This window comes from Lelliottia nimipressuralis (genome assembly GCF_004115925.1).
GTDB lineage: Bacteria > Pseudomonadota > Gammaproteobacteria > Enterobacterales > Enterobacteriaceae > Enterobacter > Enterobacter nimipressuralis.
Window position 1 is genome coordinate 1 of the sequence record NZ_SDDX01000014.1, and the last position, 14,152, is coordinate 14,152.

Sequence of the window (14,152 nt, forward strand, 5' to 3'; positions counted from 1 at the left end):
TCGAAAAAGAGCCGCGCCAGCCGAGGGAATTCAGGCTGTAGACCGCAATCAGCGGCCCGGCAGTCATGGCGAAGCCAGCCGAGGAGAGCAAAATCGACTGTGCGAAAGTTCTCTTCTCCAGGGAGAAGTTCGAGACCACCGCTTTGGCGCAGGAGCAGGGATAACCGGAATGGCCGATCCCGGATAAAAAACGAAAAGTGACCAGCAGCCCCAGGCCGAATCCCAGCATCCCAAAGCACAGGGCGAAGCCGCCGAGCAGACAGAGTGAGACGCTCAGCACTTTCTTGTAGCCGAAGCGATCGTTCAGCCAGCCTGCGGGGATTTGAAACAGCGAATAGGCGAGAAAGAAGATCCCGGTGATATAACCCAACTGCTCAGGCCGAAGATCAAATTCACGTTCAATGGGCAACAGCGCAAAACCCATCACCGTCTTGTCGAGATACACCACCACATAACCGACAAAGAGCAGGAAGATCATCAGGAAACGATTTTTCATAGCCGATATCCCTTTTGTTATCACCCCGCCAGAGAGTTGTCGACAGGTGAAATTAAAATGCGACATGCATCACATAACAGACTGAACAACAACAGATTATGTGGATTCTTCATCGACGTTAGCAGCTTTGCCACCCGGCCATAAGATACAATTTTTGTACAGGTGATACTTTTTACTGATAGGGGTACGGGTTGCGCTATCTGCCGAAATTACAGCAACTGAAGGTTTTCCAGCAGGTTATCCGCAGCGGCAGTATTCGCGGTGCGGCCAGAGCCTTAGGGCAATCTCAACCGGCGGTCAGCAGAACGCTGCGCGAACTGGAACAGACTCTGGAGACGCGGCTGATTGTGCGCGGGAATCAGGGGATGACGCTGACGGAAACCGGGCGGGCGTTTTCTCAGCGGATGCAGTTTATTCTGGAGGAGCTGGAGCGGGCGGCCGATGAAATTCGCCAGATCGATCAGTTTTCCCAGGGGGCGGTGGCGATGGGCATTTCCTCTCTGCTGGCCCTGACGGTCTTTCCGGCACTAAACGACGCCTTCAGGACGCAGCTTCCTCACTCCACGCTGCTGGTGAAAGAGGGGCAGCTTTCGATGCTGTTGCCCGCACTGCGGGAGGGGCGACTGGATTTCGCCGTCGGGACGGCAGGCCCAGGCTTACCCCTGGACGATCTCGTGCGCGAGCCGCTGTTCAATGCCTCCTTCGGCATTATTGCCCGCAAAGGCCATCCTCTGGCGCAGGCCACCACCTTCGATGCGTTGCAAAATGCGCGCTGGGTGTTGCCGGAGACCGATATGGGGTATTACCAGCAGCTTCGGCTTTCAGCGAACGATTTTCTGCCACAGCTGGCGGAAACGCCCGTGCGCACAGACTCGATGATCTCAGGGCTGAGTCTGGTGTTACAGTCGGATTATCTGACCATTGTGGCGCGTGCGATGCAGGCTCCGTTCGGTTTACAGGATCAGCTCTGCCTGCTGAATATTGACGGCCTTCCGCAAGCCGAGTATCACGTGCTGTATTCGCAAAAATCGCCGCTGACGTTCGCGGCGCGCCGACTGCTGGATCTGCTGCGTCACCATTGTCAGGCGTATGACTGGCACTAACTTTTCAACGGGCACCGAAGATGCGTCAACTCAACAGACTGAATCAGTTTCAACGCCTCTGGCAACCCTCTGCCGGTGAGTCGCAGCAAATTACCGTCGCGGAGCTGGCGGAACGCTGCTTTTGCAGCGAGCGGCACGTGCGTACGCTGTTGCGCCAGGCGCAGGAGGCTGGGTGGCTAAGCTGGAGGGCACAGTCCGGGCGAGGCAAACGCGGCACATTAACCTTTCACGTCACCCCGGACCGCCTGCGTAATGAGATGATGGAGCAGGCGCTGATGCGCGGGCAACAGCACGATGCGCTAGAGCTGGCGCAGCTGGCCGCACCGGAACTGCGCGCCTTGCTGCACCCTTTCCTCGGCGGCCAGTGGCAAAACGATACACCCACATTGCGAATACCCTACTACCGTTCCCTTGATCCGCTCCATCCTGGCTTTTTGCCGGGACGCGCGGAACAACACCTGGTCGGACAGGTCTTTTCCGGGCTGACGCGCTTTGACGACGACAGCCGCGAACCTGCCGGGGATCTTGCCCATCACTGGGAAGTGTCAGCCGATGGCTTACGCTGGCATTTTTACATCCGTTCGACGTTGCACTGGCACAACGGCGATAAGGTCGAAACCACACAGCTGCGCGCGAGCCTGCTCGAACTCTTTGCCCTCCCCGCCCTGCGACGGTTGTTTAACAGCGTGCTGAACGTTGAGGTAACGCATCCCCAGTGCCTGACCTTTGTATTGCATCAGCCTGATTACTGGCTGGCGCATCGTCTGGCCAGTTACTGCAGCCGTCTCGCCCATCCGAAACGCGCCCTGACAGGCTGTGGCCCGTTCCGGTTGACGGTGTTTGAACCCGATCTGGTGCGCCTGGAAAGCCATGAGCAATACCATCTCAGCCACCCGCTGATCAAAGCCATTGAATACTGGATCACTCCGCAACTGTTTGAGCAGGATTTAGGCACCAGCTGTCGTCATCCGGTACAAATCGCGATAGGGCAGCCGGACGAACTGGCTAATCTGCGTCTGGTCAGCAGCAGCACCAGTCTTGGCTTTTGCTATCTCACGCTCAAGCAGAGTGGCCGCCTGAGTAAAAGACAGGCGCAGCGGCTCATCACGATTATCCATCACACGACGCTTCTGCACACCCTGCCGCTGGATGAAAACCTGATTAACCCCGCGCACGAATTGCTGCCGGGCTGGACCATTCCCGAATGGCCGCAGTTGCGGGATGTTCCTCTCCCCGACACGCTGACCCTGATTTACCATTTGCCCGTTGAATTGCACACCATGGCTGAACAGCTCAAACAGTATCTGGCAAAGCAGGGTTGTACGCTCAACGTCATTTTCCATGATGCTAAAACCTGGGACGGCTGCGGCAATCTGGCCGAAGCGGATCTGATGATGGGTGACAGACTGATCGGCGAAGCGCCGGGATATACGCTTGAGCAGTGGCTGCGTTGCGATACCCTGTGGCCGCATCTGCTCAGCGCGCCGCAGTATGCTCATCTTCAGGCAACGCTGGATGCGGTACAGACGCAGGTCAGCGAGCACACGCGGCACAGCGGTTTGCAGTCGATTTTCACCCATCTGATGGAGAATGCGGTTTTAACGCCCCTCTTTAACTATCAGTATCAAATCAGCGCTCCGCCGGGAGTGAACGGTATTCGCCTTAATACCCGCGGCTGGTTTGATTTTTCGCAGGCCTGGCTTCCTGCCCCGAACGCGTGAAGAAGCTGGTCGCCAGGCGTGCCAGACGTTACCATATTGTTTTTACCGATACTGTTGAGACCTATTTATGAAACGTGCCGTCGTCGTGTTCAGCGGAGGACAGGATTCCACCACCTGTCTGGTTCAGGCCCTACATCAATATGATGAAGTGCATTGTGTGACGTTTGATTATGGTCAGCGCCATCGCGCTGAAATCGACGTGGCCCGAGAACTGGCGCTGAAACTGGGCGCACGTGCGCATAAAGTGCTGGACGTCACGCTGTTAAACGAACTGGCTGTCAGCAGCCTGACGCGCGACAGTATTCCTGTCCCTGACTATGAGCCCGATGCCAGCGGCATTCCCAATACCTTTGTACCGGGCCGCAATATCCTGTTCCTGACGCTCACCGCGATTTATGCCTACCAGGTGAAAGCGGAGGCGATCATCACCGGCGTGTGCGAAACCGATTTTTCCGGCTACCCGGATTGCCGCGACGAGTTCGTGAAAGCGCTTAATCACGCCGTGGATCTGGGTATGGCAAAAGAGATTCGCTTTGAAACGCCGCTGATGTGGCTCGATAAAGCCGAGACCTGGGCGTTAGCCGATTACTGGGGCAAACTGGATCTGGTGCGTAATGAAACGCTGACCTGCTACAACGGCATCAAAGGCGACGGCTGTGGGCAATGTGCCGCCTGTAACCTGCGCGCCAACGGTCTGAATCATTACCTGGCCGATAAGCCAGCAGTGATGGCGCTGATGAAGAAAAAAACTGGGCTGAAATAAGCCCTGGCGCGACCGGGTGAAGGACATTCACCCGGTCACAACATTATTCGATTAACAGATCGAGCTTCTCGCGTAACTCGCCTTCTAACGGCAGCGCTTTCTGCGTTTTTAAATCAATGCAGACAAAGGTAATCAGCGCATCAGCCACCACCTGCCCTTCCGGGTCCAGCGTCACGACCTGACTCAACACGCCGCTTTTACCGTTTAACTGTTGCAACTGGCTCGTCACCGTCAGGCGATCGCCCAGCACCGCAGGACGGCGGTAGTTGATATTGATATTGGCAACCACAAAAGCGATGTTGTGCGCCGTGAGCCACTGGAAGCTTTCGCTGTTTTCCAGCCCGTCCCAGCGAGCCTCTTCGAGGAATTCGAGATAACGAGCATTATTCACATGCTGGTAAACATCGAGATGGTAACCGCGTACTTTGATCTGAGTCTGCATAGCGCACTAGCCCTGAAATTGTTATAGGATGAGAGGTCATAACTGGTATGACCTCTTTATCCTGGCAAAATTTTGCCACTGTGCAAGTTATTGTGTGATTACAGTGTCAGGTGCGTGAGGTTGCGCTCAACCAGCGCGTTACCGATCCCCGGTACCTGCTTCAGATCGTCGACGGTTTTAAACGGACCGTATTCGTCACGATAGCCGACAATGGCCTGCGCTTTTTTCAGCCCAACGCCATTCATGACACGCGCCAGATCCTCTGCCGAGGCAGAGTTGATACTAACCCGGGTACCTTCGTCGTCGGTCGCTTTAGTGCTGGCTGTCGCCTTAGGCTGGGAAACTGCCGCGTCCGACGTGGTGGCTTCAGCCGTCGTCGCAACGGTATGCGCCTTCGCCGCCGGTGTCGCCGCCAGTGCGCTAAAACTCATCCCCGTTGTGGCGATCGCAAGCGTCATTAAAAGTGCTTTGATTCCATGTTTCATGCTGTTTTCTCCTTGTTTGTTGACAGCGAAGCCACAATACCCGCCCTCAAAAACAACAACAAACAGCAGATTTCAGAAATGGAAAAGGCCGCGTAAGCGGCCTTTAAATATTGCAGTGCGTTGCGAAAATCTGCGAGCAGCGCCGTAATTACTGCTGCTGCGTGATGATATCGCCCAGCTTGATTTTAGCGTCTTTGCGCAGGTTGCTCATCAGTGCTTCGAAAGCGATCTGGGCATTGTTCTGGGTGATGCCCTGAACCATCGCTTTTTTCTGCTCTTCCGGCATGGTGCCTGCTTTCACTTCGTCAAGCGCCAGCAGAACGATGTTGCCCTGCATGTCAGACGCCGTACCAAAGCTCGGTTTGTCTTTCGCAGGCAGGCTCAGGCCAAACGCCGCCTGGCTCACCGGATCCTGACCTGTACGGCTCAAGGTTTTCGCCTCACCGAAGCTCAGCCCCGCCGCTTTCAGCGCCGCATCACCTTTACCTGCTTTCAGCTCAGCCAGCAGTTTTTCTGCATCCAGCTTCGCCTGCTGTTCAGCTTTGTTGTGTTTGACCAGAGTAGCAATCTGATCTTTCACAGCATCCAGCGGTTTGATGGTTTCGGCTTTATGCTCCGCAATACGCAGAACAAACGCACGATCGCCGTCAACGGTGATAATGTCAGAGTTGCTGCCCGGCGTACCGTTCTCACCCACCAGACCACCGTTGAAGATGGCATCGGCAACCGGTTTGAAGTTCAGCTCTTCAGGCAGGTTATCGTGACCGAACCAGCCTGTTTCTACGGCTTTCACGCCAGCAGCCTGCTCAGCACCCGCCAGAGATTCGTTGTCGTTGCTTGCCGCGTCGCTCACTTTCTGCTGCAGCGCGTAGTACGCATCCAGCGCTTTCTCTTGCTTCACTTTCGCGGCGATATCATCGCGAACGTCAGCCAGCGGTTTAGTTTTAGCAGGCTGGACATCATCCAGACGCGCCACCAGGAAACCGACAGAGGATTTGATCACACTGGACAGCTGGCCTTTCTCTTTCAGGCCCGCGTTTTTCAGCTCGTCTGGTGTGGTAGCGTCTTCCAGCCAGCCCATATCACCGCCGTTTTTCGCAGAGATGATGTCGGTGGATTTCGTTTTGGCCAGTGTCGCAAAGTCGGCGCCTTTAGCCAGCTCGTCGACAACCGCCTTAGCATCGGCTTCAGTTTTGGTCTGAATGACGCTGTAACGGTTACGCTGCGCCTGAGTGAACTGATCCTGGTGCTGGTCGTAGTAAGACTGTACTTCGCTGTCAGACGCTGTTTCCGGCATCGCTGCGGCGTCCAGCTTGATGTAGCTCACGCGGAACTGCTCAGGTGCGGTGAAGTTGTTTTTGTTCTGCTCGTAGTAGGCTTTGATCTCGTCGTCGCTGACTGACTGTTTTGCCGCCAGTGCGTTGACATCAATCGTTGCGGTGCGAACGACACGCTGCTGAGCCACCAGGGCTGCCAGCTCGTCGGTTTCGCCCTTAAGCATGAAATCGGTACCGACTACCGCGTTAATCAGTTGCTGAGTGGTCAGCTGATTACGCAGCGCTTGAGCGTATTGATCCGGCGTCATCCCCATCTGATTAACGATGGCGGTGTAGCGGGAGTTATCGAATTTACCGTTAGACTGGAAAGCCTGGGTCGCGAAAATGGCCTTTTTGACCTGCTCATCGCTAATGCCCAGCCCCAGGTGTCGGGAATACTGATCGAGCAGCGCTTCGTCGATAAGACGATTCACGGTCTGCTGACGGAGGGTTTTCATATAGCCTTCGTTCGCTGCAAGCTCAGAGAACTGTTCGCCGAGCTGTTGCTGCATGCGATTACGTTCCCCGGCAAAGGCATTTTCAAACTGCCCGCGGCTGATTTCCTGGCCATTCACTTTCGCGGCGTAGTTGCTACTACCGCCAATCAGGTATCCACTCACACCGGTCAAAATAAACGACACGATAATGATACCGAAAATAATCTTGAGCACGAGACTGTTAGCAGCCGTGCGTAAGTTGTCCATCATGGTGAAACCACACTCCGCTGTAGGTGACTGGTGACCTCACGCTGGGCAAAATCCTGACCGCAGCGCGTAAGGTTGTATTGTGACAAGAAACCGGGGTAAATGTCAGCCCACAACGCGCATAAACTCGCATAAAGTCGCGCTGGACAAACAAAAAAGGCACATCAAATGATGCGCCCTTGTACTTTTCAACTTCCCTTGAACGAGAAAGCGATCAGTTTACTGCGTCTTTCAGTGCTTTACCTGCACGGAAACCTGGCACTTTAGCGGCAGCGATGGTGATCTCTTTACCGGTCTGAGGGTTGCGGCCAGTACGGGCAGCACGCTCTTTAACAGCAAAAGTACCAAAACCTACCAGCGCAACGTCATCCCCGGATTGCAGAGATTCAGTTACAGAGGCAATTAATGCATCTAACGCACGTCCAGCCGCAGCTTTAGAGATATCAGCACCCGCAGCAATTTTGTCAATCAGTTGAGATTTATTCACTGTTCTCTTCCTCTCTTTATAATTTATATCGCGCCTGAATCCTTCACGACGCGACCGCGCAGCAGTTATATCAGGCCTGCCATGACCTTACAACACCCGTTGTTGATGGCTAACCCAATCAGCAATCTAAATTAGCTATACAAAAAAAGGCTGGCAAGTGAGAAATCACCTGTCAGCCTTGTTTTTCTTAGCGCTCTTTGCGCGAGGTCACTATTTTGCGGTTACGACCTGCATTCCAGAGGGCTCATTCTGCAGCGCGAGGCTCAGAACTTCCTCAATGCGTTTCACCGGATGGATATCCAGATCGGCGATAACATTGTCAGGAATCTCTTCCAGATCACGTTTGTTCTCATGCGGGATCAATACGGTTTTAATACCACCGCGGTGTGCAGCCAGCAGTTTTTCTTTCAAACCACCGATCGGCAGCACCAGACCACGCAGCGTGATCTCACCCGTCATCGCCACATCAGCGCGAACCGGGTTACCCGTCAGACAGGAGACCAGCGCGGTACACATCGCGATACCGGCACTTGGGCCGTCTTTCGGCGTAGCCCCTTCAGGAACGTGGACGTGAATGTCGCGTTTTTCGTAGAAGTCAGGATTAATACCCAGCTTCTCCGCACGCGCACGGACCACGGTCAGCGCTGCCTGAATGGACTCCTGCATGACTTCGCCCAGAGAACCGGTGTAAGTCAGCTTGCCTTTGCCTGGCACACAGGCGGTTTCGATGGTCAGCAGATCGCCGCCCACTTCCGTCCATGCCAGACCGGTCACCTGGCCCACGCGGTTTTCGTTATCGGCACGGCCATAATCAAAGCGCTGTACGCCCAGATATTCGTGCAGATTGTCGCCGTTGATCTCGATGTGCTTCAGGGATTTATCCAGCAGAAGCTGTTTAACCGCCTTACGGCACAGTTTAGAGATTTCACGCTCAAGGCTACGCACGCCCGCTTCGCGAGTGTAGTAACGGATAATGCTGATAATCGCACTATCGTCGACCGTAATCTCGCTCTCTTTCAGCGCGTTACGCTCAATCTGTTTCGACAACAGATGGCGCTTGGCAATGTTCAGTTTTTCGTCTTCGGTATAACCGGACAGACGGATCACTTCCATACGATCCAGCAGCGGAGCCGGAATGTTCATGGAGTTGGAGGTCGCAACGAACATCACATCGCTGAGATCGTAGTCCACTTCCAGATAGTGATCGCTGAACGCCACGTTCTGTTCTGGATCTAACACTTCAAGCAGAGCAGACGCCGGGTCGCCACGCATGTCCGAAGACATTTTGTCGATCTCATCGAGCAGGAACAGTGGGTTTTTAACGCCCACTTTCGCCATTTTCTGAATCAGTTTACCCGGCATGGAGCCGATGTACGTGCGACGGTGACCGCGAATTTCCGCTTCATCACGCACGCCGCCGAGCGCCATACGGATGTATTTACGTCCGGTAGCTTTGGCGATGGACTGACCCAGAGAGGTTTTACCCACACCAGGAGGCCCTACCAGGCACAGAATCGGGCCTTTCAGCTTGTTCACACGGCTCTGAACCGCAAGATACTCAAGGATACGGTCTTTGACGCGCTCAAGGCCGTAGTGGTCGGTATCGAGGATCTCTTGCGCCTGACGCAGGTCTTTTTTGACCTTGCTACGGGCATTCCACGGTACCTGTACCATCCATTCGATATAGCCGCGAACCACGGTCGCTTCGGCCGACATCGGAGACATCATTTTCAGCTTCTGCAGTTCTGCTTCAGCTTTCTCTTTTGCCTCTTTCGGCATTTTCGCCGCGTCGATCTTACGCTTCAGCGCTTCGTTTTCGTCTGGGGCGTCGTCCATCTCGCCGAGCTCTTTCTGAATGGCTTTCATTTGCTCGTTCAGATAGTACTCGCGCTGGGATTTCTCCATCTGCTTTTTGACGCGGTTGCGAATGCGTTTCTCAACCTGCAGCAGATCGATTTCGGATTCCATCATCGCCATCAGATATTCCAGACGCTCGTTCACATCGGACATCTCCAGCACGGACTGTTTATCAGCCAGCTTCAGCGGCATGTGTGCAGCGATGGTGTCCGCCAGACGCGCAGGATCGTCGATGCTATTGAGCGACGTCAGCACTTCTGGTGGGATTTTTTTGTTCAGCTTGATATAGCCTTCAAACTGGCTAATCGCCGTGCGCACCAGCACTTCCTGCTCGCGCTCGTCGAGCTGCGGCGACTCAAGGTACTCCGCTTTGGCAGAGAAGTGTTCGCCATCGTCAGAAAGCGTAGTGATACGCGCACGCTGCAAGCCCTCTACCAGCACCTTCACGGTGCCGTCAGGCAGCTTCAGCATTTGCAAAATAGAGGCCACGGTCCCGACGGTGAAAAGATCGTTTACACCCGGCTCATCCGTTGATGCTTCTTTCTGCGCCACCAGCATGATTTTCTTATCATGATCCATGGCGGCTTCAAGGCAACGGATAGATTTTTCCCGCCCTACAAATAAGGGTATGACCATGTGCGGATAAACCACCACATCGCGCAGCGGCAATACGGGGATTTCAATGCGTTCAGAACGCTCAGGATTCATAGAGCTCTCTCTTAGTTTAGTGTCCGCCAGGTAAGCAGGTCATGTCACTGTGTTACACAACCATAAACATGTAACCAGTATATGGGGATGTTTCCCACACATTCAACGCTATGAATAAGGAAAAATAAAAGGGGAGATAAAATCCCCCCTTTTTGATTAACTGCTTGTATGATTTGGCTAATTATTCGCCAGACGCCTGCTGGGCTTCCGGTTTGCCATACATCAGCATTGGTTTAGATTGGCCGCTGATAACGGATTCGTCGATCACCACTTTTTCGACATCTTCCATGGACGGTAAATCGTACATGGTGTCGAGCAGCGCCGCTTCAACGATAGAGCGCAAACCACGCGCACCCGTTTTACGGACCATCGCTTTCTTCGCGATAGCGACCAGCGCTTCGTCACGGAACTCCAGATCCACGCCTTCCAGATTGAACAATGCCTGATACTGCTTGGTCAGCGCATTTTTCGGCTCTTTCAGGATCTGAATCAGCGCATCTTCACTCAGCTCATTCAGCGTTGCCACTACCGGCAGACGACCGATGAATTCAGGAATCAGACCAAACTTGATCAAATCTTCTGGCTCAACCTGCGACAGCAGTTCGCCTTCGTTCGCTTTCTCGGACTTGGCTTTCACCGTCGCGCCAAAACCAATGCCGGAGCCGGTTTCAACACGGTTGGCGATCACTTTATCCAGCCCTGCGAACGCGCCACCGCAGATGAACAGGATCTTAGAGGTATCAACCTGCAAGAACTCCTGCTGCGGATGTTTGCGTCCACCCTGCGGCGGAACCGCGGCAACCGTACCTTCGATCAGCTTGAGCAGAGCCTGCTGCACGCCTTCGCCCGATACGTCACGGGTGATGGACGGGTTATCGGATTTACGAGAGATTTTGTCGATCTCATCGATATATACGATACCGCGCTGGGCTTTCTGCACGTCGTAGTCACACTTCTGCAGCAGCTTCTGAATGATGTTTTCAACGTCTTCACCCACGTAACCGGCTTCGGTCAGCGTGGTAGCATCAGCCATGGTGAACGGAACATCCAGCAGACGTGCCAGCGTTTCGGCCAGCAGCGTTTTACCGGAACCCGTTGGGCCGATCAGCAAAATGTTACTTTTGCCAAGCTCAACGCCATTGCTGGTATCGCCGTTACGCAGACGTTTGTAGTGGTTGTACACTGCAACTGCCAGCACCTTTTTCGCCGGTTCCTGGCCGATGACGTAATCATCAAGATGATGACGGATCTCGTGCGGAGTCGGCAATGCGCTGCGCTCACGATGAGGCGCTACTTCTTTAATCTCTTCGCGGATAATGTCGTTACATAAATCGACACATTCGTCGCAGATATACACGGACGGCCCGGCAATCAGTTTTCGCACTTCATGCTGGCTTTTGCCGCAAAAAGAGCAGTACAGCAGTTTGCCCGAACCATCTTTGCGTTTATCTGTCATGAGTCCAAACCTCTTTTTAAGTTCTTTGTGCCGCACATGACGACGCAAATGCCATTCTCAGACGCAAGTTACTGTGAAGCAAAATGCCGCCTACCTTAGTATAGCGGCACACTCGCGCCGTGGGCATCAATTACGATGGGTCAAAATGGAGTCGACTAAGCCGTACTCAACTGCCTCTGATGCGGAGAGGAAGCGATCGCGCTCGGTATCACGCTCGATCTGCTCAAGTGATTGACCCGTGTGGTGCGCCATAAGTTCATTCATGCGCCCTTTCACTTTCAGAATTTCACGCGCATGAATTTCAATGTCTGTCGCCTGGCCCTGGTATCCGCCCAGCGGCTGGTGAATCATCACGCGGGAATTTGGCAGACAGAAACGTTTGCCTTTTGCCCCTGCAGTCAGCAGGAACGCACCCATCGATGCCGCCTGCCCCATACAAATGGTGCTGACGTCAGGCTTGATGAACTGCATGGTGTCATAAATGGACATCCCGGCAGTGATCACGCCGCCAGGGGAGTTAATATACAGGTAAATGTCTTTTTCCGGGTTTTCCGCTTCCAGGAACAGCATCTGCGCCACGATCAGGTTCGCCATATGGTCTTCCACCTGGCCGGTCAGAAAGATAACGCGTTCCTTGAGCAGACGGGAATAGATATCAAAAGAACGTTCACCGCGAGAGGTCTGTTCAATAACCATTGGCACCAGAGCCATATGGGGTGCAAAGTTATCTCGTTCGCCACTGTATGACATTTCCGTCTCCTGGATAAAAATTGGAAAATACCTGCTGTACTGATTGTAACCTTATGGACGGATTATCAGCCAGTCTCATTCATCGTGATTACACACTTATGGGGACGGCATCGCCATATTTCAAGCATAACAATCTTTTGTTGTAACGCTAACACTGAAAGGGCGTTTTAGCACTCTTCCTGGGCTATTACTGCGATAAAAAAAACCCGTTACCAAATGGCAACGGGTTTTTGTTCAAACTTTAAACCGTTGGGGCAGAATTACGCCTGCTGGTTCATCAGTTCGTTGAAAGAAGTGGCTTTTTCAGTCACTTTTGCTTTAGCCAGAACCGCTTCAACAGCCTGCTCTTCCAGGGCTACGTTGCGCATGTTGTCCATCAGCTCTTTGTTGCTGCCGTAGAACTCAACCACTTCACGCGGATCTTCGTAAGCAGAAGCCATCTCTTCGATCAGGCCTTTCACGCGATCTTCGTCAGCTTTGAGCTCGTGGGTACGAATCACTTCGCCCAGCAGCAGACCGACTACAACGCGGCGTTTAGCCTGCTCTTCGAACAGTTCGCGAGGCAGTTCCAGCGCTTGCTGCTGGTTGCCACCGAAGCGCTGTGCAGCCTGGCGACGCAGAACGTCGATTTCGCTGTCAATCAGTGCTGCAGGAACGTCGATTTCGTTCGCTTTCACCAGACCTTCGATAGCCTGAGATTTCACACGGTTACGCACGGCGCCGTTCAGCTCGCGCTCCATGTTTTTACGCACTTCTGCGCGCAGACCGGCTACGGAGCCATCTTCAACGCCGAAACGTTTGATGAACTCTTCAGTCAGTTCTGGCAGTTCGCGCTCTTCAACTTTCTTCAGGTTGATAACGAACTTCGCTGCTTTACCTTTCAGGTTTTCAGCGTGGTATTCTTCAGGGAAGGTCACGTCGATGGTGAACTCTTCGCCCGCTTTGTGGCCTTTGATACCGTCTTCGAAGCCTGGGATCATACGACCCTGGCCCATCGCCAGTACGAAGTCAGTCGCTTTGCCGCCTTCGAACTCTTCGCCGTCTACAGAGCCGGAGAAGTCGATGGTGACACGGTCTTCTGCTTCAACAGCGCCGTCTTTGTCTTTCCAGTTCGCCTGCTGCTTACGCAGAGTATCCAGCATACCGTCAACGTCGGTGTCGGTCACTTCAACGATTGGTTTTTCAACTTCGATGGTGTCCAGACCTTTCAGCTCAACTTCTGGGTAAACTTCGAACTCTACGGAGTAGGTGAAGTCTTCGCCCAGTTTGTATTCGCCCGGAACGTAGTTCGGTGCGCCGGCTGGATTGATTTTTTCTTTGATGATGGCATCAATGAAGTTGCGGCTCATCAGGTCACCCAGCACGTCCTGGCGAACAGAAGCGCCATAACGCTGAGCAACGACATTCATCGGTACTTTACCCTTACGGAAGCCGTCAATACGTACTTTTTTTGCTACGTTGACCAGCTCGCTTTTCACAGCAGTTTCGATGCTGTCAGCAGCGATAGTAATCGTTACACGGCGGCCAAGGCCTTGAGTGGTTTCAACTGAAACTTGCATCTTGTTACCTCAAAAAAATCACAGTGCTCGGTCAACTCTGAATTTGTCTCGCAATACCGGGATGCTCACTATTTAGCAGATTCACATTCCCTGTCGCCAGAATCATCCCGAAGACATTCATTAAGACGCGGCATTATAGCGGCATCACTTGGGTGAGTCGAGAACGGTTGGGGCATCTAGCTGCGGCTTTTTTCACAATTTAAGGCTATTTTTGGCCTAAAATTCGCCCCACACGTTCAAAACGCAGACAAAACAAAACGGCCCGCAGGCCGTCTTGACATCATTCTGTATGCAACATACTGGAA

General features: G+C 53.5%; 12 protein-coding genes. 3 read left to right on the forward strand and 9 right to left on the reverse strand.

Translation table 11 applies throughout. The features are described from left to right. Positions 1-496 (reverse strand): MFS transporter (locus ETG88_RS11935; RefSeq protein WP_129035463.1); only part of this gene is annotated, 496 nt, incomplete at its 3' end. A 191-nt stretch (positions 497-687) separates the two neighbouring features. On the opposite strand from ETG88_RS11935, the gene ETG88_RS11940 reads away from it, so the two are divergent. The 3 genes from ETG88_RS11940 to queC all read left to right on the forward strand — a co-directional run bounded on the left by ETG88_RS11940 (position 688) and on the right by queC (position 4,083). Continuing rightward, entirely contained in the window at positions 688-1,599 is a 912-nt protein-coding gene (locus ETG88_RS11940; RefSeq protein WP_100777398.1) for a LysR substrate-binding domain-containing protein, read from the forward strand. A gap of 20 nt (positions 1,600-1,619) precedes the next feature. Beyond that, positions 1,620-3,320, forward strand: a complete 1,701-nt coding sequence (locus ETG88_RS11945) for an SgrR family transcriptional regulator (protein ID WP_129035464.1) — start codon at positions 1,620-1,622, stop codon at positions 3,318-3,320. A gap of 67 nt (positions 3,321-3,387) precedes the next feature. Then, a complete protein-coding gene (gene queC / locus ETG88_RS11950) occupies positions 3,388-4,083 on the forward strand; it encodes a 7-cyano-7-deazaguanine synthase QueC (RefSeq protein WP_100777400.1) in 696 nt (231 codons plus the stop codon). Positions 4,084-4,126: 43 nt separating this feature from the next. Here queC and ETG88_RS11955 read toward each other — a convergent pair whose 3' ends face one another. From ETG88_RS11955 to tig, 8 genes are all read right to left on the reverse strand, one after another. Then, entirely contained in the window at positions 4,127-4,525 is a 399-nt protein-coding gene (locus ETG88_RS11955) for a YbgC/FadM family acyl-CoA thioesterase (RefSeq protein ID WP_095281007.1), read from the reverse strand. A 98-nt stretch (positions 4,526-4,623) separates the two neighbouring features. Further along, entirely contained in the window at positions 4,624-5,010 is a 387-nt protein-coding gene (locus ETG88_RS11960) for a helix-hairpin-helix domain-containing protein (RefSeq protein WP_129035465.1), read from the reverse strand. A gap of 148 nt (positions 5,011-5,158) precedes the next feature. Then, on the reverse strand, positions 5,159-7,033 hold the full coding sequence (ppiD, locus tag ETG88_RS11965; protein ID WP_129035466.1) for a peptidylprolyl isomerase: 1,875 nt from the start codon (positions 7,031-7,033) through the stop codon (positions 5,159-5,161). 211 nt (positions 7,034-7,244) lie between these two features. Then, a complete protein-coding gene (gene hupB / locus ETG88_RS11970; RefSeq protein WP_010428111.1) occupies positions 7,245-7,517 on the reverse strand; it encodes a nucleoid-associated protein HU-beta in 273 nt (90 codons plus the stop codon). 210 nt (positions 7,518-7,727) lie between these two features. After that, positions 7,728-10,082: an endopeptidase La gene (lon, locus tag ETG88_RS11975; RefSeq protein ID WP_100777403.1), complete on the reverse strand. Its 2,355-nt coding sequence runs from the start codon at positions 10,080-10,082 to the stop codon at positions 7,728-7,730. Positions 10,083-10,263: 181 nt separating this feature from the next. Further along, positions 10,264-11,538: an ATP-dependent protease ATP-binding subunit ClpX gene (gene clpX / locus ETG88_RS11980; protein ID WP_095281003.1), complete on the reverse strand. Its 1,275-nt coding sequence runs from the start codon at positions 11,536-11,538 to the stop codon at positions 10,264-10,266. Between the two features lie 126 nt (positions 11,539-11,664). Continuing rightward, complete coding sequence (gene clpP / locus ETG88_RS11985) at positions 11,665-12,288, reverse strand: ATP-dependent Clp endopeptidase proteolytic subunit ClpP (RefSeq protein WP_003021624.1); 624 nt, start codon at positions 12,286-12,288, stop codon at positions 11,665-11,667. Positions 12,289-12,548: 260 nt separating this feature from the next. Beyond that, positions 12,549-13,847 carry a trigger factor gene (gene tig, locus ETG88_RS11990; RefSeq protein ID WP_100777404.1) on the reverse strand — a complete coding sequence of 433 codons (1,299 nt, stop codon included), beginning with the start codon at positions 13,845-13,847 and terminating at the stop codon, positions 12,549-12,551. Positions 13,848-14,152 lie beyond the last annotated feature (305 nt).